Source organism: Methylobacterium sp. WL6 (assembly GCF_008040095.1).
Taxonomy (GTDB): Bacteria; Pseudomonadota; Alphaproteobacteria; order Rhizobiales; family Beijerinckiaceae; genus Methylobacterium.
This window is the reverse complement of record NZ_VRVH01000001.1, coordinates 18,313-42,461: the sequence shown is the minus strand read 5'-3', so window position 1 is coordinate 42,461 and position 24,149 is coordinate 18,313. Positions and strand designations below refer to the sequence as shown.

Annotated in this window: 20 protein-coding genes and 2 pseudogenes; 12 read left to right on the top strand and 10 right to left on the bottom strand. The window is 63.2% G+C overall.

Going from position 1 to position 24,149, the window contains the following annotated elements; translation table 11 throughout:
* Nucleotides 1-80: 80 nt before the first annotated feature.
* From FV230_RS00195 to FV230_RS00175, 5 genes are all read right to left on the bottom strand, one after another.
* Nucleotides 81-1,796, bottom strand: a complete 1,716-nt coding sequence (locus FV230_RS00195) for a DUF927 domain-containing protein (RefSeq protein WP_147840729.1) — start codon at nucleotides 1,794-1,796, stop codon at nucleotides 81-83.
* A 430-nt stretch (nucleotides 1,797-2,226) separates the two neighbouring features.
* Entirely contained in the window at nucleotides 2,227-3,129 is a 903-nt protein-coding gene (locus FV230_RS00190) for a hypothetical protein (protein ID WP_147840728.1), read from the bottom strand.
* 25 nt (nucleotides 3,130-3,154) lie between these two features.
* Complete coding sequence (locus tag FV230_RS00185; RefSeq protein ID WP_147840727.1) at nucleotides 3,155-4,033, bottom strand: hypothetical protein; 879 nt, start codon at nucleotides 4,031-4,033, stop codon at nucleotides 3,155-3,157.
* A 28-nt stretch (nucleotides 4,034-4,061) separates the two neighbouring features.
* Nucleotides 4,062-4,970: a hypothetical protein gene (locus FV230_RS00180; protein ID WP_147840726.1), complete on the bottom strand. Its 909-nt coding sequence runs from the start codon at nucleotides 4,968-4,970 to the stop codon at nucleotides 4,062-4,064.
* A gap of 506 nt (nucleotides 4,971-5,476) precedes the next feature.
* Nucleotides 5,477-6,514 carry a HEPN domain-containing protein gene (locus tag FV230_RS00175; protein ID WP_187275315.1) on the bottom strand — a complete coding sequence of 346 codons (1,038 nt, stop codon included), beginning with the start codon at nucleotides 6,512-6,514 and terminating at the stop codon, nucleotides 5,477-5,479.
* Nucleotides 6,515-6,774: 260 nt separating this feature from the next.
* Here FV230_RS00175 and FV230_RS00165 point away from each other — a divergent pair.
* A protein-coding gene (locus FV230_RS00165; protein ID WP_147840723.1) for an IS5 family transposase occupies nucleotides 6,775-7,631 on the top strand; the annotation gives its coding sequence in 2 pieces (ribosomal slippage) (nucleotides 6,775-7,159 and nucleotides 7,159-7,631; 858 coding nt in all).
* A 276-nt stretch (nucleotides 7,632-7,907) separates the two neighbouring features.
* Here the strand turns inward: FV230_RS00165 and FV230_RS31320 are convergent.
* From FV230_RS31320 to FV230_RS29275, 4 genes and pseudogenes are all read right to left on the bottom strand, one after another.
* Nucleotides 7,908-8,312: pseudogene (locus FV230_RS31320) on the bottom strand (DUF262 domain-containing protein); the annotation flags it as partial.
* A 263-nt stretch (nucleotides 8,313-8,575) separates the two neighbouring features.
* A pseudogene (locus FV230_RS00155) lies at nucleotides 8,576-8,727 on the bottom strand (IS5/IS1182 family transposase); the annotation flags it as partial.
* A gap of 679 nt (nucleotides 8,728-9,406) precedes the next feature.
* Complete coding sequence (locus FV230_RS00150; protein WP_147840721.1) at nucleotides 9,407-10,342, bottom strand: LysR substrate-binding domain-containing protein; 936 nt, start codon at nucleotides 10,340-10,342, stop codon at nucleotides 9,407-9,409.
* 196 nt (nucleotides 10,343-10,538) lie between these two features.
* Nucleotides 10,539-10,820, bottom strand: coding sequence for a hypothetical protein (locus tag FV230_RS29275; protein WP_187275314.1), 282 nt, complete (start codon nucleotides 10,818-10,820; stop codon nucleotides 10,539-10,541).
* A 29-nt stretch (nucleotides 10,821-10,849) separates the two neighbouring features.
* Here FV230_RS29275 and FV230_RS00145 point away from each other — a divergent pair, with 29 nt between their 5' ends.
* Genes FV230_RS00145 through FV230_RS00135 form a run of 3 tightly spaced genes read left to right on the top strand, consistent with a single transcriptional unit; the run spans nucleotide 10,850 to nucleotide 14,012 of the window.
* Nucleotides 10,850-12,013 (top strand): acyl-CoA dehydrogenase family protein, encoded by a 1,164-nt coding sequence (locus FV230_RS00145; RefSeq protein WP_147840720.1) that lies wholly within the window; start codon nucleotides 10,850-10,852, stop codon nucleotides 12,011-12,013.
* A gap of 14 nt (nucleotides 12,014-12,027) precedes the next feature.
* Nucleotides 12,028-13,143, top strand: a complete 1,116-nt coding sequence (locus tag FV230_RS00140) for a CaiB/BaiF CoA-transferase family protein (RefSeq protein ID WP_147840719.1) — start codon at nucleotides 12,028-12,030, stop codon at nucleotides 13,141-13,143.
* Nucleotides 13,140-14,012, top strand: coding sequence for a MaoC family dehydratase N-terminal domain-containing protein (locus tag FV230_RS00135; RefSeq protein WP_147840718.1), 873 nt, complete (start codon nucleotides 13,140-13,142; stop codon nucleotides 14,010-14,012). The genes FV230_RS00140 and FV230_RS00135 overlap by 4 nt, the downstream gene beginning before the upstream one ends.
* A 7-nt stretch (nucleotides 14,013-14,019) precedes the next feature.
* Here FV230_RS00135 and FV230_RS00130 read toward each other — a convergent pair whose 3' ends face one another.
* Nucleotides 14,020-14,925: an NAD(P)-dependent oxidoreductase gene (locus FV230_RS00130; RefSeq protein WP_147840717.1), complete on the bottom strand. Its 906-nt coding sequence runs from the start codon at nucleotides 14,923-14,925 to the stop codon at nucleotides 14,020-14,022.
* 193 nt (nucleotides 14,926-15,118) lie between these two features.
* Here FV230_RS00130 and FV230_RS00125 point away from each other — a divergent pair, with 193 nt between their 5' ends.
* The 8 genes from FV230_RS00125 to FV230_RS00090 all read left to right on the top strand — a co-directional run bounded on the left by FV230_RS00125 (nucleotide 15,119) and on the right by FV230_RS00090 (nucleotide 24,032).
* Nucleotides 15,119-15,529: a carboxymuconolactone decarboxylase family protein gene (locus FV230_RS00125; protein WP_147840716.1), complete on the top strand. Its 411-nt coding sequence runs from the start codon at nucleotides 15,119-15,121 to the stop codon at nucleotides 15,527-15,529.
* 5 nt (nucleotides 15,530-15,534) lie between these two features.
* Entirely contained in the window at nucleotides 15,535-16,254 is a 720-nt protein-coding gene (locus FV230_RS00120) for a GntR family transcriptional regulator (protein ID WP_147840715.1), read from the top strand.
* Nucleotides 16,255-16,384: 130 nt separating this feature from the next.
* A complete protein-coding gene (locus FV230_RS00115; protein ID WP_147840714.1) occupies nucleotides 16,385-17,395 on the top strand; it encodes a TRAP transporter substrate-binding protein in 1,011 nt (336 codons plus the stop codon).
* A 37-nt stretch (nucleotides 17,396-17,432) separates the two neighbouring features.
* Nucleotides 17,433-18,020 carry a TRAP transporter small permease gene (locus FV230_RS00110; protein ID WP_147724752.1) on the top strand — a complete coding sequence of 196 codons (588 nt, stop codon included), beginning with the start codon at nucleotides 17,433-17,435 and terminating at the stop codon, nucleotides 18,018-18,020.
* Nucleotides 18,017-19,300, top strand: coding sequence for a TRAP transporter large permease subunit (locus FV230_RS00105; protein ID WP_147724754.1), 1,284 nt, complete (start codon nucleotides 18,017-18,019; stop codon nucleotides 19,298-19,300). Before FV230_RS00110 ends, FV230_RS00105 begins: the two co-directional genes overlap by 4 nt.
* 8 nt (nucleotides 19,301-19,308) lie before the next feature.
* On the top strand, nucleotides 19,309-20,190 hold the full coding sequence (locus FV230_RS00100) for an aldolase/citrate lyase family protein (protein WP_147840713.1): 882 nt from the start codon (nucleotides 19,309-19,311) through the stop codon (nucleotides 20,188-20,190).
* Nucleotides 20,187-21,722 carry a citrate lyase subunit alpha gene (gene citF / locus FV230_RS00095; RefSeq protein ID WP_147840712.1) on the top strand — a complete coding sequence of 512 codons (1,536 nt, stop codon included), beginning with the start codon at nucleotides 20,187-20,189 and terminating at the stop codon, nucleotides 21,720-21,722. The genes FV230_RS00100 and citF overlap by 4 nt, the downstream gene beginning before the upstream one ends.
* A gap of 513 nt (nucleotides 21,723-22,235) precedes the next feature.
* Complete coding sequence (locus FV230_RS00090; protein ID WP_187275313.1) at nucleotides 22,236-24,032, top strand: DUF6538 domain-containing protein; 1,797 nt, start codon at nucleotides 22,236-22,238, stop codon at nucleotides 24,030-24,032.
* Nucleotides 24,033-24,149 lie beyond the last annotated feature (117 nt).

Here is a 24,149-nt window from a genome sequence, read left to right as displayed (position 1 = left end):
CGTTGAGCGAATTAGATCCGCTAAGCCTAACCCCGGTGGCCGGAAGGACTTTCCCGGCCACCGAAATCTTATCCCGCAACCTACGCGACGTGCTCACGCTTTTTGCGATTGATATTGAGATCGTCGACGATCGTGATGCAGTAGACCCGCGGTGCCGTGCGGCAGATCCGACCGGGCAGCTTGATCGTGTTCTTGGGCTGCTTGCCGCCTTCCGTCTGCGCCCGTCCCTCGTCCCGCAGCTGCTTCAACATGTCGATGTGGTCGGGAAACTCCCGACGAAACCGTTGCGCCGGGATCAGCAGCTGAAGTTGCTTACCTTTCAGGCGCAAGACACCGGGCTTCTCTAGGAACTCGGCGTCATTGTAGGGCCATCTGCCGTCCCGCGCCCGGCCAAACTTGCCGCGGTTGCGAGCTCGGAAAGCTCGGACCCGCTCGATGGCCGGCGGGGTGTAGGGCGCATCGCCGGCCGTCGCATGGGAATGATAGACAGCCAGGGTCGCCGGCAGCAGCGCACCCCACGACTCGGGTAGCACCCCCCATTCGCGGGCGAAGATCCCAACCGCGTGGGTGAGAGCGACGGTTTTCTCGCCGCGGGCCTTACCTTTCACCACGGCTTCCTCTCGGGCGGCGATCTTGAACTCAGCCATGAGGCGCTCGATCTTGGCGCGCAGCGCGCTCTCGTCCCGGACAACGGCGGCCACCAAGTGCCGCACGAACGCGCGGCCGGCGATGCCGTAGTTCTCATCGACGGCGATACGCAGGTGTTCGGCTGCGGCGCGAGCGTTGACGAACCCTGCCGGCACAGTGCGGAAGACGCCGAGCTCGTGCTCCTTCGGGATCGCGACCGTGAGGATCCGCGACGCGACCGCGTCCACGATGGCCGAGGGAGCCTTCAGGAGGTCGCGCTGTGGCACGTTGCTCGTGCTGAGCGTCGCCACCCGCACGTTCGGTGCCGCGGCCACGTCGGTAAGGCGCTTCCGGCCGCCGGTCGTTGCTCCTTTGAACGCGACCTTCTGCACCACTTCACGCTGACCCTTGCTGTCCAATCCGGCGAGATTGACCTCATCGAGGGCGAACAGGTTGTCGGCGTGCGCGCGCTTGAGCGGGTCGTGGGCGTTGGCGGTCATGTCCCAGGTCTCGGCGCCCCCGACATCGCTCGTCGGATCGCCCGCCCAGACCGAAGCTGCGCCGGTCAACATCGTGGTCTTCGCGCTCTCCCCTTCGCCGACGAGCTCGACCTGCGGGTTCTGGACGTGAGCGGGCGCGTAACGCAGGATCGCCCCGACGAGCGCGTACATCATGACGAAGAGCGGGATCGGCTGGTTCGCCACGACCGGTCCGACCGAAGCCTGCCAGGCCTTCAGGGTGCCGACGGAGGCGAATTTCGGGTTCGGTTCGAACGCGATGATCACCTCGCGGGTGTCACCGTCGGGACGCTCGACGTCGCCGTTACCGTAGACGTAGTGCGCCTTCTCCAGCCAACCTGGCCGCGCGGCGACCAGGGCGGGACGGTAGCCGCTGTACTGCTCCACCGCCGTCATGAAGGCGGTCTTCGTCTTGCTCGTCAGAAGGTCCGTGCCCGCCTGCGTCAGGCGAACGAACACCGTCTTGTCGTCACGCACCAGCTCGCTCGGGCTGAACCAGCACGAGAGGTCGGTCGTCCCATAGCACAACCAACGGGTCCCATCCTGATCGATGACGCCGTCCCGAATGCGGGGGACCCCGTCGTCGTTGGGCAACTCAAAGGTGTCGTGGGGCCGGTCTGGCCCGGTGGTGCGTGTCTTGTCGGTCGTCATGGAAAGCGTCCTCTTGCTGGGTGAAATGGAGGTGGGACAGGTGGTTTCAGGGCTGATTTTTCCCTGGATCCCACCTATCCCACGTGTTTTGGGGCATGGTGCCGTGGTGAGCCGCCATATGCAGTTCACAGCATTTACGTAACGGGGAGGCGTTCATGCCTCCCACCTCTAGGTTGTGTAAAAGCCCGCTGGGCAGGTCAATTTTCTCGGTCAGGGGCGACGTCGGCCGTGTTGCCTCACAGAGGCAGGGAGGTGGCAAGCGCCGGGAGCCGCCCCAACTCCCTTTTCTTGGCTACCGGCATGGTCCCTCGAAGAGAGGGCGTGCCGGTCATGAGCAGGGGCCACGAAAGTCACGGCGGTCCCTGCCAGACCAAGGCGGAGGCTCATCGCAGGCGGGCTTCGAGCTCGCCGATGCCGCGGGGTGCGTTCTTCAAAGCGTGGGGACAAGACGGAGCCGCCCCAGTTCGACGGCCTTGAAACGCAAGCCGAGCAGGACGATCCGGCCCGTTTGCCCGGCTCGGGTGAGCGCCCGGACGGCCTGGATCTGCTGATCGACAGTGAGGTCGCGGTCACGCGTGTCACGCACCGGCTTATCCCGCCGCGGATCATCCTCGAGGATGGTCTGCCGTCGCTGGAATTCCTGTTTCAGAGCATAGCCGATCGCCGCCAAGCCGCCGTCCCAGGCCTTCACGTGCACCGGGCGTGGGACCGCATCGGTAGGGGGAACCAGCTTTTTCAGCCGGGTTTCAGCCGCCTCAAGCTGTGCCGCCGGAGCGAAACCGAACAGGTGCACGCAGGTGTAGGCGGCAAAACGTTCGGTCTCGGGCAAGCTCTGGCGGTGGTCCTCATTCGAGCTCCAATCGAGGCCAAACACACCGATGGTGATGCCGACCTCGCGCAGCATCGCCGCGTACCGCAGCCCTTCAGCCCGGAAGTCGGTTTCCCCGATAGGATCGAGCGGCGGCAGGATGATCGAGATGATCTTCCAGACCTCCGCGGGACGGCTAGCCGTGAAGCGGCTCACCGTCCGCACCAGCAGGCGCTGCACGGCGTGGGCGCAGCGCGGGCAAACCGGGTGCAGACAGCGATCGCGCAGCCGCCCCCGGCCGCACGCCGCGATCTCGGCGGCCATCACCGTGAGATCGGGATGCCGCTGCCCGTGCTTGCGCAGCCAGCGAAACCGGCGCTTTTTCAGGGCCCGGATCGTCGCCCGGTTCGGGCTGCGCTTACGGCGGTGACCGCGCCCGACCGGCCAGGTCACCGCCCCGGTGTCGAAGCCCGCCCCCGCCGCCATGGCCGTGGCGACGACGCGGTCGGTGAGAGAGAGGGCCACCGGCCCTCCCCCCTTGATCGCTCGCTCAGTCATCCGCGACCTCCATGATCACGGGGCGGGCGTCGTGCTCGGATCCGATCTCCTCGCGGACGGCGTGGCTGTTCACGAAACCCTGCAGCGTTGCGGCCACTCGCTCATGGCGCTCAGCTTCGGTGCCGGGAGCGGTCAGCTCCTCGAGCACCGCTGTCTGGATCTTCGTCAGCACGTCGCTGAGTTCGGCGGCCGACCCGAGGGCACCGCCCGCTCGCGCCGCGTCGAACTGCGTCTGGTTACGTTTGCGAGGCAGCTGGCCGGCCTCGGTGCGGGCGGCCGCCTTCTCCCGGGCGATGGTAGCCTTGCACTTCCGCACCGTGGTCGTCCCGACCCAGGCGATGAACTCGTCGGGCAAGATGTTCTGAGCGAGTGCGCAGCTCAGGAGCGTGGACCAGTCCGAGCAGAGCTTGTGATGATCGGTCTCCTTTTCCTTCGGGCGCGCAGCGAGCTTGACGCAGAGAAGGGGCACGTTCTTCTCGGTGGCCTTCGTGAAGGGGATCTCGGCCATGCGGGCGAGGCGGGCGAGCTCGGGCGGCTTATTGTGCGTGAGCCAGAGCAGGTCGTAGGCCGGCTGGACGACCTCAATCAGTCGGTCCATCCAGGCGTTGCCGAACACGCCGTCACCGCCGCCCACAGCCCGGCAGGCGGCGAAGGCCGCGTCGATGGCCGACACCGCCGTCGGCGCGTCCTCGGCATTGGCGGACTGGGTCGGCCCGGCGTGGTCGGGCGACTTTTCGGTCGGAACGAAGGTACCGAGCGGGGGATCTTCCGCTCCCTGGTCGAGCGGCGGCGTAGCATTGGGGCTGAGCATAAGCGCGTCTCCAGTCCTCGGAATGAGGAAAGGCGAATTTACCGCACCGATACGAGCCATTTGGTCCGCCCACACAGCGGACCAGTTCTCAAGCCTTTGTTTTAATTGTTAGAATGGCGTCTAGTAGCTCCTCAGTAAGCGGTGCAATCGCCACCGGCTCGGGGGTCACCAACGCCCCAAGGTCGAGTGCCAGAAGCGCATAATTGCGCTCCTCCAGGCACGCTTTGACGAATTCGTACCGCCCGAAAATTCGGCCTAAGCGAGTTACGTCCTTTGCGTCGCTTAAGAGTTTCCGTGCGAAACTGGCCTTCTCAATTTGCCTCGGGCGAAAATGATCATCGCCGTACTGGCTTAGCCAGACGAATGCCGCTAGGAAATCATCTTCATCAGCGATTTCGTAAGTGCGCGTTTTGCCGCCCAGGTAGGGGTAGTACTGACGAATAGTGACGTGGGCGTCAGTGCCCTCCTTTTGCTTGAACAACTTGGCGGCGGTTGACCATCCACCTTTGAGCGTTGACTTTGGATCAATCTTCCAGCGAAGCGAAATGTCATACAGCCCAGCGTATCGACGTTGCCGGCGTCGGCGGTTTCGCAATTTGATGTCCAAGGCGCGAGGCCGCAGGGCAATGGCAAGTTTGCGCAACCCTACCGGCTCTTCCAGCACGCGGCCGAGCACTTCGCGCGCGGCAGGATCGTCCAAGAGGGAAGGCAACGCAGTCTCGTCGAGGCGCCGCGCCTTGCGTATATGCTGCAACAAGCGGATCGCACTACAGACCCGAGCGGCGGCGAGCAGATCGCTTGAGACGGCGAGCCACCGGTCTGGAAACTCCTTTCGCTTGCGTTGGCGAACATTTAACTTCTCGCCAAAAAACACCGCGATTTGCATTTCGTACAGTTTAATAGCGCGCAGATACACCGATTGTTGCTGATCAAGCAAATAATGAGCTGCAGCGGAAACATTGTAGAGGCGACGTTTCAATACCTTTTTGCTAGCCATGCCCGTTCCTCCCGTAGTTCGGTCGAGCCAACGGAATGCCCCATCTCTTGGGCGGTCGCTCCCTTGCCTCGCGATGCTAACCGCTGCGTCGTGCGTTGGCAGGACGGGCGAGTGCGTCACCAATTCGGCGCAGCAAATGACCTCACAGGAAAAACACTGCGCTTCCAGCGTCGCTGCCTAACAACCTGCTGCGCGACGCCGCCCGCGACGAGCAGCATGACGCGAAGTAGGTCCAACGGGCACGCCGTTGGCGTGTGGCGCAGAGGTTGCCGTCCGGAAGGAATGCTTAATCCAGATAGAAATCGAACTTCTGGCGTTTATCCCGAATTATACTCCACAAATCACTGTAAGTGGTAACTTTGCGTCGGAGCAAAGCGCAATATACTCGCTAGGAGACAAAATATTCGAGAAATTTAACCATTCTGTCAATTAATTTATTGCGTTATCAGTTGATACCTAATATATAAACCACGTATACCGAAAATATGTGTAGAGATGTGGGTAGTCTAGATTATATAAATTGGCTTTGAAAATTTATCAATTGCAACTGTATGGTAGTGGCCGGATTTGCGGCCTAGACATCCCGCTCGCGAAAGTTCAAAACTCGGATAAGTTTTGATGACCCTTTTGCCACCTACGCTCCATTCAGACCAAGTGCTATCTGGATTTTCACGCACGAACTTATAGACTGGCCGATTCGTGAGATTGGACGCAGTTGCTTGGGTAAAACTTTTAGAACTACAAATCCACGCAACAGAATTTGTTATGGAAATGTCGCAGGAAAGACCAAGAACCAGAGACGTTTCAAGGTGAGTTTCCAGATCGGTGGAGGCGACATTAGTCATGATATCGTGGGCCCCGGCATTTCTAGCTCGGCTAAAATTATTCAGGTCGTTCGATAAATTCATTCTAGATATACCGACTTCTTTACAGATTAATTGGAGTTCAGGCCAGCCTGCAGGCCCCCCAAACAAGGATGGTAGGTCTTTGATATCATCAGATTTTACGTTCGATCCTGTTGGACTGAACCCAAAATTTGTGTACTCAACTGGAGCGCCAAATATTTTAGCCAAAGACGAGATGTTTTGCTTGGCAAAATTAAGCTTGTCGCTCTTTTCTGCAAAGTTTAACTGCTTGGCGAATCCCTGGACTGCTTTGATAGAGAAGAATGATTGCAATTCGACTGAAAAATCATCAAACCTTATAGAAGTTTTTGCTAGCTCAGCAGTGACCTCACCAATTCGGTCCTTCAAATAATTTTCAAGGAGTGCAAAAGCTGAAACTGAAAGTCCGTTTCGAAGAATGCGCGCCTTCGAGTTGTGCGGCGAGGGCGAAAGACCTTGATCGATGAATGAGCCGTCAGTCTGCAGACTGCGCATCAATCCGATGGTCGAATAGAAGTGCTCTCGTGATTTACTCGCCGGCAATCGCCACAAGCATTTTGTGGACTTGTTCAACTCTATATCGAATTCTTTGAGGCGTATTCGTTCCAGTTCGCACCGACTCTTCGAATTTTGGATCCTCAAAAAGCTGGCGAGTTCCATCAACGATCTGAGGTGTTTTATTTGCCAGCACATGCAGGAGATTGTGTTCTAACCGGGAGACCGCCAGCATCTGCGCGTCGTACATTCCAGCCAAAAATTGAGATCGCCATTTGCCACCCTCTGGACGCTTAAAAGCCAAATCTCCCCAGAACTCTTCGCATCTCGCTATTGCGGTATAAAAACTTAGTGTCTGTTCGGTAACAAGGTGTGCAGTTTGAGCAGGTTGTGATTCAAGCGAGGGCTGAGAAAGGCCTTTGCTGATGTGGACGACCGAGAACCGTGTTCGCTACGACCGGAGCGCGCTGCGCTACGCGAGCGACCTGACGGACGCGGAATGGGGCGTGATTGCGCCTCTGATCCCGCCGGCCAAGCGGGGCGGGAACAAGCGCACGGTCGAGACCCGGGCCGTGGTGGACGCCCTGATGTACGTGTTGAGCACAGGCTGTCAGTGGCGGGCCCTGCCCACGGATATGCCGGCACGTAGCACGGTCTACGGCTACTTCGACCTGTGGGACTACGATGGCACGCTGATGCGCATCCATCACGCGCTGTTCGTGCAGTGTCGGGAGCAGGCGGGACGCGAGGCGAGCCCGACGGCAGCGATCATCGATAGTCAGAGCGTCAAGGGCGCGGAAAAAGGGGGGCGTCGATCGATCCGCCCGGCTTCGACGCGGGCAAGACGATCAAAGGGAAGAAGCGCCACATCCTCGTCGACACCCAGGGTCTGCTGATGCACGCCCTGGTGCATTCGGCCGGCGTGCAGGATCGCGACGGCGGGGTGTGGGTGATGACCACCCTGTTCGGGCTCTATCCGTTCTTGCTCAAGCTCTACGCCGACGGCGGCTACCAGGGCCCCCGCTTCCAGGCCGGCCTCCGCCGCGCTTGCCGACAGGTCGATGTCGAGATCGTCAAGCGATCCGATCAGGCCAATGCCGTTACGGCGAAGGGCTTCACCGTCCTACCCGAACGCTGGATCGTCGAGCGAACCTTCGCTTGGCTGAACCGCTGCCGCCGCCTCGCCAAGGATTGGGAATGCCACAGCCGAAAGGCCCTGGCCTTCCTCAACTGGGCCTCCGTCCGCCTCATGATCCGTAAGCTCTGCCAAACCGCAAAATGATCCCGGACAGACTCTTAGTGAATAAACATCGATAACGTCTTTGTCAGCCCTCGAGTGCGATTTCATAAATTCATCCATCGCTTTAGCTAGGCGACCGGAGAACCCATCGAGGTTATTCAGAAGAGTCATAAATCTTAAAACATACTCGGCGTCCTCCATGTTGCGGAAGGACGCCGAATCTTTGTTCTCAATCTTCAATTGCTTGCGAAGAAATTCTTTTCCAGCAAGGTCATAAATTTTATCATTAAATTTACCCCGAAAAGCGACGTTTCTAATCTCCTGGTCATTTAGTGTCTCGCCGCCGCGATTGAGTCGCAAAAACACTTCATATTTTAGATCCAAATGTGTTTGCCTCAGAAGCGTTATAACCCTCATTGAGGGCCTAAGCTTAAGAGAGTTTTTGATTGGAATAGGCATAGACAAAAAGGTAAAACCGTCGGCCTCGGGGAATCTTTCCAGGCCTTTCAGCTTTAATCTATCATGCATAAATTCTGTAATTGCGAGCAAGCGTTGCTTGCCGTCAATGGCAGTGTATGTGCCGCTTTCTTCCTCCGAAAGATAGATTGGCGGAACGGGAACGTTTAGCAGAAAAGATTCTATTAGATTGATCTGCTTCTCAGTTGTCCATCGCTCTCTACGCTGGAAAGAGGGGCCGAGATCAATCGCCTGAGCTTCGACCATATCGGCTAAAGTGCCAAGTGGAAGGTCGGCGGTTTGCGTTACAAGCTGCGTCTGCGCCGTATTAAAGCGCGAAAGAAGGGTATCCACTAACCACCTCGCCCCCGCTTTTACGTCAAAACTCGTTCTTGGTCGGATGGCAGTAGCGGGCCAAGCTAGAATGCCCGGGCCTGCTAAGCTTGACAAGGGCGTTGTTTTTGAAATTACACGCGGCAAAGTTTTGCGCATTTGCCAACTTCAGGGTTTGGCGCGTTTGCTAGCGTCAAGGTGTAGGTGTCGAGGATGGCCGGGAGGTCGAGCGCCTCCTGCACCGTGTCGCGAACCAAGTGCGCCATATACCCGGGCGGCATAAACGCGTGCAGCGAGGGCTGCAGCAACCAGCCCTGATCGACATCCAGGAGCGAAACACCTTGGCCATGAGCCGAGTGAATAAACCCCAGGCCCCGCCGTCGTGAGCATAACTCGGACGAGCTCCAAGCTGTTTAGCTGCGGATCGTCATCGGGATTTGGCGCCTGGGCGATCGAATCAAATGCGAGGAGGTTTGAGGGTGGATATTGCCGTGCCGCTAGGAGGGCCCACTGATGCTCGCCATCCAACCCAAGTTCGCACCACCTTAGCGGGGGGAGGGGACCGCACCCTTGCTATAGTCCACATCGGGGACGGCCGGTGGCAGCGCGACCGCAACACGCCCCGGGGAGGAACGAGCCGGCTTTGAAGGCTCCCTCACGCACTTTCAGGCCGCGGCAGCGCAGGGCGATCCGGCCGCCGAATCTGTGGATCATCCGACCTGCTAGAGGTGAAAGGAGCCCCGAGTTCAGGATCGCTAGGGAGAGGGCACGGAAAACCATGCCTTGGGACCAGCTGGTTGACGGGACGATGGGCTCGGCGAGCACGGCGATGAGGAAGAATGAGCCGCCCTACAGGATGATCTGCGTCGCGCCGAGGGCAGCGTTCCCAAGGAGTGTCGAACCTGGGGGCTGCGCTGGGGACGTGCCGCAGGCATCTTACACAAAGGAGTTGCTCCGCGGTGATGCATCGTGTCTCGAGCTTATGAGGATCGCGGCCTGCCCGAGATACCTCGCCCGCCGTCGGTCGGTTAGTTCGGGTGGCCGATCATGTGCCCGACCCAGATGTTACGCGCGACGAGGTCCGCTGCGATTTCCCGGATCGTGTCGCCGACGAAACGGGCCGCGAGGCCGACAGGCCGGTCGGCCGGGTAAGCGATCACCAGCTTCCGCGACGGGATCGGATCGACCAGCGGCGAGACGCTGAGCTCGCCCCGCTCGACCCAGGGATAGAGCGGTGCAAGGGGCAGGATCGTCGATCCGAGGCCGGCCCGCACTAGTTTGATCATCGATTGGAACGAATCTGTTTCGACAGCGGAGGACAGGTCGAGGCCGGCTTGGCGTGCGCACTCGTCGACGATGTCTCGCAACCGATGGCCGGCGCTCGGAAGGATGAGTCGTTCTTGGGCGAGTTCGGAGAACGGGATCGCTCGATCGAGGCGCAAGCCCCTCTTGGCCGAGCCAACGAGGAGAAGGTTCTCGACAAGTACCGGATCGATCTTCAGCGAACGGATCGCGGGCAGGTTGTAGATGACTGCGATGTCGACCTCCCCCCGCTGCAGGAAGTTCAGCATGTGACCGCTGAAGGCCGCCGACAACCGCACGTTCAGATGCGGATGCGCATCCCGGATCATCTGGACCAGGGGCACTGTTACGATCTCTGCCACGGTCGGCGTTGTCCCCACCGAGACGGTGCCGCGGTACGAACTGCGCCGATCTAAGGCGAGATTCCGGATAGCGTCGATCTCGGCGAGGACGCGCGTGGCATGGTCCAGGACCTCGTGGCCGATCTCGGTGATCGCCATGCCGCGGCCATGGCGCTCGAACAGGTAGGTGCCGAGTTCCTGCTCGAGGAGACGGATCTGCCGGCTGAGCGCGGGTTGTGCGATGCCCAGGCGTTCCGAAGCCTTGCTGACGCTCCCGAGTTCGGCGACGTGAATCAACGTCTTGAGCTGGGTGATGTCCATGAACGCCGCCTCGATGACATCCCTCCGGCATACCGATCAGGCCTGGGTTCGATCAAGACGATGCCGCCATGTGATCGCTTGACCGTACTAATCGACCTCATCCCTCAACGAGGAGTTGACACACGTATATCCGGTGCAAGTGCTTGCAGTAAAATGTTATTCGGCGACCGCTGGTGCGCCCGTCCCGGAGGGGTCGTCAAGCCATATCAATTCGGCATTCCAGGTAGAGGATCGCCCGATCTTCCGGGGCGGAAACATCAGGCCTACCGTAGGTACTTGGCCGCGTGCGGAGGTCGGAGATCCGCGCGGCGGCGGAGGTCGACGCCTCGTGCAAGCGTAGCGGCATCGGCCGAGAGAACGGATAGTCCGCAATCGACGAGTACCTCCAGGCCAAGAGTATCTGGATCAACCGCGCGCAGGACGTGCCGAACCCGTTCGTAGTGCTCTGGCGCCCGTCGGGGCGCACGATGTCGATCATCGACAATCCCGTCAGGGTGAGGAAACGCGATGCAGACCATTAACCACGGCAGCTATCCTGACATCCGCGACGCGGTCCGCGCGCTCTGCTCCGAGTTCCCTGCGGAATATCATCGAAAGATCGATGAAGCCCGAGGCTATCCCGAGGCCTTCGTCGACGCCCTGACGAAAGCGGGCTGGATGGCCGCCCTGATCCCGGAGGAATACGGCGGCTCGGGCCTCGGCCTGACAGAAGCCTCCGTCATCATGGAGGAGGTCAACCGCTCAGGCGGCAATTCCGGCGCCTGCCACGGGCAGATGTACAACATGGGCACGCTTATCCGGCACGGGTCCGAGGAGCAGCGCCGCAAGTACCTGCCCCGGATCGCCGCCGGCGAGTTGCGCCTGCAATCCATGGGCGTGACCGAGCCGACTACCGGCACAGACACCACACGGATCAAGACGACCGCCGTGCGCAAGGGCGACCGCTACGTCATCAACGGCCAGAAGGTCTGGATCTCGCGCATCCAACATTCCGACCTGATGATCCTGCTCGCCCGCACGACGCCGCTCGATCAGGTCAAGAAGAAGTCCGAGGGCATGTCGATCTTCATCGTCGACCTGCACGAGGCGCAGAGGAAGGGCATGGCGGTCCGGCCGATCCTCAACATGGTCAACCACGAGACCAACGAGCTGTTCTTCGACGACCTTGAGATCCCAGCCGAGAACCTGATCGGTGAGGAGGGCCAGGGGTTCAAGTACATCCTCACCGGCCTGAACGCCGAGCGCGTCCTCATCGCCGCCGAATGCATCGGCGACGGCTACTGGTTTATCGACAAGGTCACCGCCTACACCAAGGAGCGTACGGTGTTCGGCCGGCCCATCGGGCAGAACCAGGGCGTGCAGTTTCCGATCGCCGAGAGCTTCATCGAGGTCGAGGCGGCCAACCTTATGCGCTACGAGGCCTGCCGCCTCTACGATGAGAATCTCCCCTGCGGGGCCCAGGCCAACATGGCGAAGTACCTCGCCGCCAAGGCGTCTTGGGAGGCGGCCAACGCCTGCATCCAGTTCCACGGCGGCTTCGGCTTCGCCTGCGAGTACGACGTCGAGCGCAAGTTCCGCGAGACGCGCCTCTACCAGGTGGCGCCGATCTCCACGAACCTGATCCTGTCCTACGTCGCCGAGCACGTCCTCGGCCTACCCAGATCCTTCTGAGGAGAACCGTTCCGATGCGTGCCGGTCTTCCCCTCGACGGCCTTGTGGTCGTCGCCATCGAGCAGGCGGTGGCCGCGCCGTTCTGCTCCTCCCGGCTCGCTGACGCGGGTGCGCGCGTCATCAAGGTCGAGCGGCCGGAGGGCGATTTCGCGCGCGGCTACGACGACGTCGTGACCGGCGGGCAGAGCAGCTACTTCGTCTGGCTCAACCGCGGCAAGGAAACCGTGGTGATCGATCTCGCCACCAAGGCCGGCAAGGAAAGCCTGCGAACCCTCGTCGCAGGCGCTGACGTGCTGATCCAGAACCTGAAGCCCGGCGCCCTCGACCGCCTCGGCTTCGGCATCGAGACCCTCTGCCGCCTGCATCCTCGCTTGATCGCCTGCTCGATCAGCGGCTACGGCGAGACCGGGCCGCTCGCTAGCCGCAAGGCCTACGACCTGTTGATCCAGGCAGAATCCGGCCTCTCGTCGATCACCGGAGGTCCGAACGAACCGGCCCGTGTCGGCATCTCCGTGGTCGACATCGCTACCGGCGCCACCGCCCACGCGGCGATCCTGGAGGCGCTGATCGGGCGCGGCATCACCGGACGGGGCGCCGACATCCGCATCTCGATGTTCGACGTCATGGCGGACTGGCTCACCGTGCCGCTACTCCATCAGGAAGGCGGCCGGCCGCCCAAGCGCCTTGGCCTCGCCCACCCCTCGATCGCCCCCTACGGCGTGTTCTCGACAAGCGACGGCAAGCGGCTGCTGATCTCGATCCAAAGCGACCGCGAATGGATCAAGTTCTGCGAGCTGTTCGTCGGCGATGCGACGGTCGGCAAGGACCCGCTCTTCGCCACGAACGTGGCACGAACCCGCAACCGCGTCGAGACCGACGCCTTGGTGGCCCGCGCCTTCGCCGGTCTCGACGCGGACGCTGCGGTCGCCCGCCTGACACAGGCCGACGTGGCGTTCGCCTCCGTCAACGACATGGCGGCGCTCGCGACCCATCCGCACCTGCGGCGGATCACCGTCGAGACGCCGTCCGGCCCCGTCGCCTTCCCGGCCCCGGCTGCGCGCGTCGAGGGTGCGGAGCGCGCATACGGCGCGGTGCCGGGTCTTGGCGCGACCAAGGGCACCGAGTCGTGAACGCGCAGGCGGTCGGCCCGGGGGATGTCGCGCATCTCAAAGCCTGGATCGGGCGAACGCGCGAGGGCGAGGACGTTGTCACCCGTCGCATCCTGGCCGAATACGAGGCGACGCTGGCGCCCCACCTCGCGCCGACGGCAGATGGCGCGGCGCCGCCCGCCCTGCATTGGTGCCTCGCGCCGGAAACGCCGCGGGCCGATACCCTCGGACCCGATGGCCACGCGGCCAAGGGCGGATTCCTGCCGCCGGTGCCGTTGCCGCGGCGCATGTGGGCCGGCGGCGAGATTGAGACACTGGACACGCTGCGCCTGGGCGACACCGTCCGTCGGCGCGAAACCGTCCGCGACGTAGTGATGAAGGAGGGTCGAAGCGGCCGCCTCTGCTTCGTCACAGTCGACCACGCGGTCACGACAGAGCGCGGTCTCGCGATCCGCGAGCGCCAGGATATCGTCTACCGCGAGGAGGCTGGGCGCACAGGCGGACCCGAAGCAGCGCGGAGCGCACCGGAGGAAGGGTTCACAATCTGGTCTGTCCCCGCGACCCCGACGCTGCTGTTCCGCTACTCCGCGATGACGTTCAATGGGCACCGCTTCCACTACGACCGGCCCTACGCTACCGATGTGGAAGGCTATGCTGACCTCGTCGTGCACGGACCGATGCAGGCGAGCCTGCTGATGAACCTCGCTGCCACGCTGATCGGCCGCACGCCGCAGCGTTTCGCCTATCGCGGGTTGGCTCCAATGACCGCAAACCAAGTGGTTCGCGTCTGCGGCCGCCTTGATGCGGCCGGCGGCTTCTCCGGGTTCACGCTCGATGCCGAGGACCGGATCTGCATGCAGGCGAGCACGACGCAGGCGGGCGCGGCCTGAGTAGGGCTTAGGTCTTCAACCGCCCGAGATAGCGGTCGACCTCGGTGTGATCCGCGGTCGGCCCGAGGTCATCGAGCGCCCGGCGTGCGAATTCCGCGACCGTGCGCGAGAACGGCGCCGGACGGTCGAGCGCCGTGGCGAGGTCGGCGGCGATGCCGATGTCCTTCGTCATCAGGGCGAGGCCGAAGCCGGAATCGTAGGCCTCGTTGAGGATGAACGCCTTGAGCTTGTTCTCGGTGGTGTTGTTGCGCCCGGTCGAGACGTTGAGGATGTCGGTCATCACCGCCGGGTCGAGGCCGAAATCCGCGCCGATCCGTACGGCCTCGCAGGCGGCGATCAGGCCGGCCGCCGACACGTAGTTGTTGAGCGCCTTCATCGCGTGGGCCGAGCCGAGGCCGCCGGTCTCGAACACGGCAGCGCCCATCGCCGCGAGGATCGCCGGCACTCGGGCGATGGCGTCGGCCGCGCCCCCGACCATGATCGACAGGGTGCCGGCCACCGCCTTCTTCACCCCGCCGGAAACCGGGGCGTCGACGATGCCCAAGCCCACGGCTGCGAGGTCTGCACCGAGGGACCGCGTTGCGAGCGGGGCGGACGAACTCATCTCGATCAGGATCCCGCCCGGCTCCATGGCCGCGACGATGGGCGTTGCTCCGCCGAGCATCACCGAACGGACGATGTCCCCGTCCGGCAGCATCGTGATCACGGCCGCAGCGCCAGCGGCGGCCTCGGAGGCCGTGGCGCACGCCACGCCGCCGGAGGCGGCCAATGCCGCGCGAGCGTCAGCGACGGGGTCGAAGCCGTGCACCGCGAAGCCGGCCGCCACCAGCCGCTGCGCCATCGGCAGGCCCATCTTGCCGAGACCGACGAAGCCGATCACGGCGGGAGGGACGATAGCGTCGGCCTTCGGCATAGGCATCTCCTGGCACGCTGGCATCGTCTCATGAGGAAACGTGGCCGATTCGACTCAGAATGCAGATTGTCAGACAATCCGTCAATAACGCGTAAAATTGTGCTGCATTGCACTATAAGTACGGTTCAATCGGCTGATTGACAGACAATCTAAGCACCGTCACGATCGGCGAAGTTGAAGTGGTGAGGGCGCGATGGCCGAGAGCGAGCAGTTCCAGAAGGGCCTGGAGGTCCGGCGTGCGGTGCTCGGCACCGAGTACGTCGACGGCGGGCTCGCCAAGGCCGACGACTTCATGATGGCGTTCCAGCGCATCACCACCGAATGGTGCTGGGGCTACGCCTGGACACGCGACGGACTGGACCGCCGCACGCGCAGCCTCCTCAACCTCGCGATGCTGACCGCGCTCGGCAAGCCGGCGGAACTGCGCCTCCACGTGAAGGGCGCGCTCGCAAACGGCGTCATTGTCGAGGAGATCAGGGAGACCCTGCTCCACGCAACGGTCTATTGCGGCATCCCGGCCGGCCTCGACGCCTTCAAGGCGGCGCACGAGGTGCTGAAGGCCGAGGGCGCGATCACCGGCGAGCCGGTCGGTCCGGACCTCTGACCTTCGTGCCGGATCTCGACCTGCACGTCGAACGCCATCCCGCGACCCTGCGGCTGCTCGTGGAGGACAAGCTGCGCGCGGCGATCGTCGAAGGGCGCTTCCCGCCCGGGCGAAGGCTGATCGAGCGCGAGCTCTGCGAACTCACCGGCGTCGGGCGCACCTCGATCCGCGAGGCGATCCGGCAGCTGGAGGCAGAGGGGCTGGTCACCGTGGTGCCGCATCGCGGTCCGACGGTGACCGTGATTACGCCGGGGGAGGCCCGCGACCTCTACGCGGTGCGCGGATTGCTGGAGGGCTATGCTGGTCGCGAATTCGCGAGGCTTCGGCCCGAGGCCGAGATCGCGGCGCTAGGGCGCGACGTTGAGGGCTTCGCGCGAGCGGCGGCAAGCGCGGATCGCCGCACGCTGATTGCGGCTAAGACCGCCCTCTATGCCACACTGATGCGCGGTTGCGGCAACGCCGTTGTCCGGCAGATGCTCACTACCCTGCACAACCGCATCACCCTGCTTCGCCTAACCTCCATGAGTCAGCCGGGGCGGCTCAAGGACAGCGTCTCCGAGATCCGTACGATCGCTGCGGCGATCGTCACCGGGGATGGGGACGCCGCCGAAGCGTCATGCCGGCTCCACATCGCGCGGGCGGCGGTGGTGGCGATCGCGGTGCTGGAGCAGCAGTCCAACGTGCCGACCCAGGTGAGCCGCGGACGGCACTCGAAAACGGAATGACACCGCAAGGCCGCTCGACAGGTGCGGGCAGTCCCGTGCCTTGACCGCGGCGGGACCGACTTGCGAGGGTATCCAAAATACCGGCGCGGCCCCGCCGGGACGACGCCAGGGAATTGAGTGGGAGGGCGCTATGAAGTCTCGGATCCTGGGAACTCTCCTGGGCGCCGCGTGCCTGTTCGGCACCGGTCTCGTGCAGGCGCAGACGCCGATCGTCATCAAGTTCAGCCACGTCACCACGACCGATACACCGAAGGGCCTCGGCGCCGAGCGATTCAAGAAGCTCGCCGAGGAGCGCACCAACGGCGCGGTGAAGGTCGAGCTCTATCCCAACAGCCAACTCTACAAGGACAAGGAAGAGGTCGAGATGCTCCAACTCGGGGCGGTGCAGATGCTCGCCCCCTCGACGAGCAAGTTCGGGCCGCTTGGCGTCAAGGAGTTCGAGGCCTTCGACCTGCCATACATCTTCCCGAACGACACCGTGCTGCGGAAGGTTCAGGACGGACCGATCGGGCAGGGCTTGTTCAAGAAGCTGCAATCCAAGGGCATCCAGGGGCTGGCCTACTGGGACAATGGCTTCAAGATAATGACCTCGAACAAGCCGATGCACCTGCCTGAGGATCTCAAGGGCCTCAAGTTCCGGATCCAATCCTCGAAGGTGCTGGAGGCGCAGTTCAAGGCGGTCGGCGCGCTGCCTCAGGTGATGGCGTTCTCTGAACTCTACCAGGCCCTGCAGACCGGCGTGGTCGACGGCCAGGAGAACCCGCCCTCGAATGTCACCACGCAGAAGCTCAACGAGGTTCAGAAGCACGCGACCCTGTCGAACCACGGCTATGTCGGTTACGCGGTGATCGTGAACAAGCCGTTCTGGGACGGGCTGCCGGCCGACATCCGCAAGACCCTGGAGGGCGCGATGGCCGACGCGACCACCTACGAGCACGAGATCGCGCAGAAGGACAACGACAAGGCGCTTGCCGACATCCGAGCCACCGGCAAGACCACCGTCTACGAGCTCAGCGACGCCGAGAAGTCCGCGTGGCGCAAGGCGCTTCTCCCCGTTCAGAAGGAGATGGCCTCGCGCGTCGGCAAGGACCTCGTGGCGGAGCTAAACAAGGAAGCCGAGTCCGGCGGCGCCAACAACTGACCGCGTTCGCAGCACGAACATCGGGACGCGTCACGTCATGATGCTCAAGATCCTCGATCGGCTCGAAGAGGTGCTGATCGGCAGCCTGATGGCGGCGGCGACGCTGATCACCTTCGCCGCCGTCGTCCACCGGTTCCTCTCCGGGGTGCCGGCGTTGCAGCCCTACACCGAGCGCCTCGACTTCGGCTGGGCGCAGGAACTGTGCATCTACATGTTCATTTGGGTGGCGAAGTTCGGCGCCGCCTACGGCGTCCGGACCGGCATCCATGTCGGCGTCGACGTACTAGTGAACAAGCTGCCGCCGCGGGCGCGCAAGGGCATGGTGCTGACGAGCCTGCTCTGCGGGGCCCTGTTCACGGCGATCGTCGGAACGCTGGGCACCAACTTCGTCTGGCGCATCGCGCACACCGACCAGACCACGCCAGACATGGAAATCCCGGTCTGGCTGGTCTACCTCGCGATCCCGCTCGGCTCCTATCTCATGTGCTTCCGCTTCCTCCAGGTGGCCTGGCACTATTTGCGGACCGGCCACCTGCCGGCCCGCGACCACGCCCACGTCGACGGCGTCGAGACGGTCGAGGGCGTCGACCCCGTCCAGATGGGTAAGCTTGGAGGCCCGGCATGAGCGCGCTGATCATCTTCGGCCTGCTGCTCGGGCTGATGCTGACGGGCATGCCGATATCGATCGCGCTCGGTCTGACGGTGCTCACCTTCCTGTTCACGCTGACGCAGGTGCCGATCGAGAGCGTGGCGCTGAAGCTCTTTACCGGAATCGAGAACTTCTCGATCATGGCGATTCCGTTCTTCATCCTGGCCGGCAACTTCTTGTCGCATGGCGGGGTGGCCAAGCGGATGATCGCCTTCACCACCTCCCTGGTCGGGCACTGGCCCGGGGGCCTCGGCCTTGCCGGGGTGGTGGCCTGCGCGCTGTTCGCTGCCGTGTCAGGATCGAGCGTCGCGACGGTGGTGGCGATCGGCTCGATCATCCTGCCGGCGATGGTGGCGGAGGGCTATCCGCGCCGCTTCGGCGCCGGGATCATCACGACTTCGGGCGCGCTCGGCATCCTCGTGCCGCCTTCGATCATCCTCGTGCTCTACGGCGTGTCCACGAACTCGTCGATCGGCAACCTGTTCCTGGCCGGCGTCATGCCCGGCCTTGTGCTTTCCGGCCTGCTTGCCGCCGTCACCCTGGTGATCGCGTGGCGGCGGGGATACCCGCGGATGCCGCGCGCCACCTGGATGGAGCGGTTTCGCGCCTTCCGCGACAGCCTTTGGGGCCTGCTCCTTGTCGTGATTGTGATCGGCGGCATCTATGCCGGCGTCTTCACGCCGACCGAGGCAGCGGCGACGGCCGCCGTCTACGCCTTCGTCATCGCGGTGTTCGTCTACAAGGACCTGAAGCTGTCCGACGTGCCGCGCGTACTCCTGGCCTCCGCCAACATGAGCGCGATGCTTCTGTACATCATCACAAACGCGGTACTGTTCTCGTTTTTGATGACCTCGGAGAACATCCCGCAGACGATGGCCGCTTGGCTAATCGCCAAGAACTTCAGCCCGCTGGTGTTCCTGCTCGTAGTCAACGTCATCCTGCTGATCGCCGGCAACGTGATGGAGCCGTCCTCGATCCTGCTGATCATGGCCCCGATCCTGTTCCCGATCGCGGTGAAGCTCGGGATCGACCCGATCCATTTCGGGATCATCATGGCGGTCAACATGGAGGTCGGCCTGTGCCACCCGCCGGTCGGGCTCAACCTCTACGTGGCTAGCGGCATCGCCCATATGGGCATCAGCGAGCTTACCGTGGCGGTGCTGCCCTGGCTGCTCACGATGCTCGGCTTCCTCGTGCTCGTCACGTACTGGCCGGCGCTTTCCCTGTGGCTGCCGCGCGCGCTCGGCGCGATGTGAGGACGGGAATGACCAGGCCGCCGCCCCGCTGGCGCTCCCTCCTGTTCCTGCCGGCCCACGTGCCGCGCTTCGTCGAGGGCGCGCACAAGCGCGGTGCCGACGCGTTGATCCTCGATCTCGAGGATGCGGTGCCGCAGGGCGAGAAGGCGGCGGCGCGTGCGGCGCTGCCGGCCTCGATCGCCGCGGTCGGGCGCGACGGCGCGGCGGCGATGGTACGGGTGAATCACGGGCTGCGGATGCTCGCCCGCGACCTCGAGGCGGCGGTGGTTCCGGGCCTCGCGGCCCTGGTGCTACCGAAGGTCGAGGAAGCCGGGTTCGTCCGCGAGGTCGCAGAAGCTGTATCTGAGATCGAGGCTGAGCGCGCAATGGCGCCGGGATCGGTGCGTCTCGTCCTGCAGGTCGAGACACCGGCGGCCTTCCCCCGCCTCGATGCGATCGCCAAAGCCGATCCCCGGGTCGCCGCGATCACCCTCGGTCCCGAGGATTACGCCGCGGCGATGGGCGGTGTGCCCAATCCCGACACCTTGCTTGCGCCGAGCTATGCTGTCCTCCGCGCCGCCCGCGCTGCCGGCATTGTGCCCCTCGGCTTCATCGACAGCATCGGCGCCTACGCCGACCTCGACGCCTTCGCCGCGACGGTGGCGCGGGCGCGCCGCTTCGGATTTCGCGGGGCGATGGCGGTGCATCCCGTGCAGGTGCCGCTCCTCAACGCGGGCTTCAGTCCGACCGCAGATGAGGTCGCCTGGGCGCGTCGGGTTTTGGCGGCTGATGCCGCGGCCCGCGCCGAGGGCCGCGGCGCGTTCGAGCTCGACGGGCGGATGGTCGACGCTCCCGTCGTCCGGCGCGCCGTCGACATCCTGGGATCGGTGGGCGGGGACGCGGCACCATGAGCGTCCGCATGGGGCATTGGCCCGCGGACATCCCCGGCTACGGTCCGGTCCGGCCCTTCGCCGGCGCCTTTGCCGATCGCGGACGGGTCACGCGGGCGGGGGTGACGGTGCACCCGGCGCGGCCGGAGGGCCAGAAGCTGCTACCTGATCTCGACGTCGCGATCCGTGCCTGCGGCCTGCGCGACGGCGCTACGATCTCGTTCCACCATCACCTGCGCAACGGCGACGCCGTGCTCAACCAGGTCCTGGATGCGGTGGCGCGCGCGGGTCTGCACGGCATCACCGTCGCCGCGAGCGCGCTGTTCGCCGTCCATGCGCCGCTGATCGAACACATCCGCGCAGGCGTCGTCACGGGGCTCGCCGCCAGCACCATCTACGGACCGCTGGCGCTGGCGGTCTCGCAGGGCATCCTGACAAAGCCGGTGCTGATGTACACCCATGGCGGCCGGGCACGCGCGGTCGAATCTGGCGACCTGCGCATCGACGTCGCGTTCGTGGCGGCACCGGTCGCCGACAGCTACGGCAACCTCAACGGCACGCATGGACGCGCCCCCTGCGGACCCCTTGGCTACGCCGTCACCGACGCGCAGGGCGCCGAGCGTGTGGTCGCCGTTACCGACACACTCGTGCCCTATCCGGCGGTACCCATCGAGATTGGGCAGGACTGGGTCGATTTCGTCGTTCCGGTCGCCTCGATCGGCGATCCGTCGCTCATCGTATCGGGCACCACGCGCGCGACCACCGACCCGGTGGCGCTCGGTATCGCCGAGACCGCGGCCAGCGTGATCGCCGCCTCTGGGCTGCTGACGGACGGCTTCTCGTTCCAGACCGGCGCCGGGGGCGCCTCGCTCGCGGCCGCGGCTTACCTCGGGACCATCATGTCCGAGCGGGGCGTGGTCGGCAGCTTCGCCGCCGGCGGCATCACGGCCGGGATCGTCCGGATGTTCGATGCCGGGCTGTTCCGCGCGCTGATGGACGTGCAAGCCTTCGACATCGATGCAGTCGACAGTTTCCGCCGAAGCCCGGCGCATCAGTCCATGTCGGCGTCGATGTACGCCAACCCGCACAACCGCGGCTGCGTGGTGAACCGCATCGACGCCTCGATCCTCGGCGCCGCCGAGATCGACCGGACCTTCAACGTTAACGTCACCACCGGCACCGACGGGATCATCCTCGGCGGCTCCGGAGGTCATGCCGACACCGCCGCCGGTGCATCGCTGATTTTGATCACAACGCAGCTCGTCGCCCGGTCTCACGCCAAGGTGGTCGACCACGTCACCACGGTTACAACACCGGGCGAGACCGTGGACGTGGTGGTCACCGACGGCGGCGTCGCCGTGAACCCGCGCCGCCTGGAACTTGCGGACCGGCTCCGCGCAGCCGGGATCCCCCTCGTCGGGATCGACGATCTGGCCGCGGAAGCCAGGCGTCGGGCCGGTGCTCCTGCACGCCCCCGTGCAGCTGACGGACGCATCGTCGCTGTCGTCGAGTATCGGGACGGCGCCGTTATCGACATGGTTCCAGCAGTCTAGCGCAGATATCTGCGCAAGTACTCAAAACCTAGTTGCGGCTTCTTGTGGGCCCTCCCTCACCATTCGGCCAAAACGAAAGGTAGCTCTGACCATTCGTGGACCTGCACTGTTTTTCTGGACGGCCAAAGGCTCGTCGGCTCGATGAGCGCATCACATGCTCAGTTAGCAATCAAGTATCCAATCCTGCCAAGCTGCAATCTCTGACCCGACTTCGGACATTGCTTCCGACGCGCACTCCTCGATCACCTCGACCATGGGAGGCGGAGGCGAGCACCGTTACCTATCTGCGGCAACCGCTTGTCATCAAATTTGACGTCGACGCTGGTACTGTTAGCTGGTACAGAATGGGTCGTGGCGCCAAACGAAACGCCCCTGATTTAATTGAGTTTTTAAGGCCGGCCGGACAGTCCCCCCCTCTCCGCCAAATCATTCCTAAGCCATTGTGATGACGGTATCTTCTTGATGCCGTGGGCCTTTCAGCGCGCTCCTGCTACGAAGGAGTGCTACGAAGCCATGAGGCAGATGGTGGGTCTCGTCCAGCGTCGGGGCATCTTCTATTTCCGTCGCACCATCCCGGATGCGCTGCGCGCCGACATGCCGGCCGTGCTCGGAACGGCGGGGCCTGGCATCTTCGACGAAAGCGCGCCCGTCTCGCTGAAAGGAAGGCGGGCCGGCCGGGAGTTCTGGGTCAGCCTCGGCACCCAAGACGAGGACGTGGCACGCGATCGGGCCCGCCGGCTGGATGGCGAGGCGGACGCGCTCGTTCGTTTGGCGAAGCGCCGTCTGGCTCTCAGCGCTCAGCCGAAACTCTCGGACCTCGACGACACGGTTCTTCAAAGTTTGGTCGCGACGTTCCGCCATCGCAAGCTCGCCGCGGATGAAGCGCGGCGGCGCGGCGCCGACCCCCTCAGTCGCGAAGGGTTCGACGCACTCGGACGGGAGATCGCGTCGCGGGAGGCCGAGTTGCGCGATGCCAACGCGCGCGGGGACTGCACCGCCACGCATTTCGACCACGACGCCATGATGACCGTGCTCGATGCCGGACTGAACATCGCGTTCGGATCGTCCGCGGATCGTCGGCTCCATCTGGCGTTCGTCGAAGCCGAACTCGATGTCATGACCATCATCAAGGACCGGCACTCCGGAAATACCCGACCCACACCCTCGCCCCCGCCGAAGGAAGACCTTCGAATGGACGCCGTGTCTCGGCCGAAGCAGGAGAGGATCGAGGCACCGAGCCCGGAGCAGATTCTGGAAGGCTGGAAGACGGATCAGGCGCCGACCGAGAAAACCTTCTATACGTTCTCCAGCAAGGTGCGCCGGTGGACTGCCTTCCTTGCGGAGCGCGGTGTCACGTTCGAAAGCGCCTGTCTGTCGGACGCATCGGACTGGAAGATCGCTTCGCTCGTCGACCGGTCAGCGAAGAGCGTTTCGAACGATCTTTACGCCGTCAAAGCGATCTACGGCTGGGCCGTGGCGAATGGAAAATGCCCGGTCAATCCGTTCACGGGTTTGAAGCAGCCCAAAGCTGCCGTGAAAGGCCAACGGCGATCGACAAAGCGGGATTTCACCGACGCGGAAGCCGTCTGCATCCTGAAGGCAGCACGCGATCGTACGGGCTATCGGCGCTGGGTTCCCTGGATCGCTTGCTTCACCGGGGCCCGGATCTCTGAGATCTGCCAACTCGAGCGAGCCGATATCATCACATCCAAGGGCATGCACTATTTTCGGATGACCACCGAGTATAACCACGAAGGGGAGGGGACGGAAACCTCCGACATGAAGAAAACCAAAAAGAATCTCAAAAATCATAGTTCGAAGCGAATCATTCCGGTCCACTCGAGGCTCATTCGAGAAGGGTTCTTGGACTTCGTCTCGCGCTCGAACAGCCGGGATCTATTTTCGGACGCAACGCCGGACCGCTTTGGCAATCGAGGAGGCAATGCGACGAAAGTGATCAGTCGCTGGGTCAGAGAGAAATTGGAAATCAAAGACTCCCGTATCAGCCCCAGCCATTCCTTCAGGCATCGCTTTTCCACGCTATGCAAGAACTTCGGCGTGCCTTCAGAAATCAGGGATAGACTGATGGGGCATAGTAGTTGTGACGCCAGCGAGCTCTACGGCGAAGACTACTTAATTCAACGTTATGTCCGGAGATGGAGAAGATTCCCGCACCGACTGGACTCGCATAAGTCTTTAGTCTGGGAATGGGTGGGGCGCCAGGATTCACACCCAGCGCAAGGTCGACCCAGACCGCTATCTAAGCCATTGTTTTTGCATGCGCTTCACTTTGTACGTACATGCAGTTGATACGATCCCGCGTACGCTTTCAATGGCTACTTCCGCCGTTCCACAGGGGGGCGGAGCGCGGTGAAGCAGCCTACCTCGTTTGATCTCAGCGTGCGGATGACGGGCGTTGGTATAGAG

Bases quoted from the DNA above. Each gene is read 5' to 3' on its own strand.
- FV230_RS00195 (WP_147840729.1), bottom strand. From the start codon at position 1,796: ATGACGACCGACAAGACACGCACCACCGGGCCAGACCGGCCCCACGAC.
- FV230_RS00185 (WP_147840727.1), bottom strand. From the start codon at position 4,033: ATGGCTCGTATCGGTGCGGTAAATTCGCCTTTCCTCATTCCGAGGACT.
- FV230_RS00180 (WP_147840726.1), bottom strand. From the start codon at position 4,970: ATGGCTAGCAAAAAGGTATTGAAACGTCGCCTCTACAATGTTTCCGCT.
- FV230_RS00175 (WP_187275315.1), bottom strand. From the start codon at position 6,514: ATGGAACTCGCCAGCTTTTTGAGGATCCAAAATTCGAAGAGTCGGTGC.
- FV230_RS00150 (WP_147840721.1), bottom strand. From the start codon at position 10,342: ATGGACATCACCCAGCTCAAGACGTTGATTCACGTCGCCGAACTCGGG.
- FV230_RS29275 (WP_187275314.1), bottom strand. From the start codon at position 10,820: ATGATCGACATCGTGCGCCCCGACGGGCGCCAGAGCACTACGAACGGG.
- FV230_RS00145 (WP_147840720.1), top strand. From the start codon at position 10,850: ATGCAGACCATTAACCACGGCAGCTATCCTGACATCCGCGACGCGGTC.
- FV230_RS00140 (WP_147840719.1), top strand. From the start codon at position 12,028: ATGCGTGCCGGTCTTCCCCTCGACGGCCTTGTGGTCGTCGCCATCGAG.
- FV230_RS00130 (WP_147840717.1), bottom strand. From the start codon at position 14,925: ATGCCGAAGGCCGACGCTATCGTCCCTCCCGCCGTGATCGGCTTCGTC.
- FV230_RS00125 (WP_147840716.1), top strand. From the start codon at position 15,119: ATGGCCGAGAGCGAGCAGTTCCAGAAGGGCCTGGAGGTCCGGCGTGCG.
- FV230_RS00115 (WP_147840714.1), top strand. From the start codon at position 16,385: ATGAAGTCTCGGATCCTGGGAACTCTCCTGGGCGCCGCGTGCCTGTTC.
- FV230_RS00110 (WP_147724752.1), top strand. From the start codon at position 17,433: ATGATGCTCAAGATCCTCGATCGGCTCGAAGAGGTGCTGATCGGCAGC.
- FV230_RS00105 (WP_147724754.1), top strand. From the start codon at position 18,017: ATGAGCGCGCTGATCATCTTCGGCCTGCTGCTCGGGCTGATGCTGACG.
- FV230_RS00100 (WP_147840713.1), top strand. From the start codon at position 19,309: ATGACCAGGCCGCCGCCCCGCTGGCGCTCCCTCCTGTTCCTGCCGGCC.
- citF (WP_147840712.1), top strand. From the start codon at position 20,187: ATGAGCGTCCGCATGGGGCATTGGCCCGCGGACATCCCCGGCTACGGT.
- FV230_RS00090 (WP_187275313.1), top strand. From the start codon at position 22,236: ATGAGGCAGATGGTGGGTCTCGTCCAGCGTCGGGGCATCTTCTATTTC.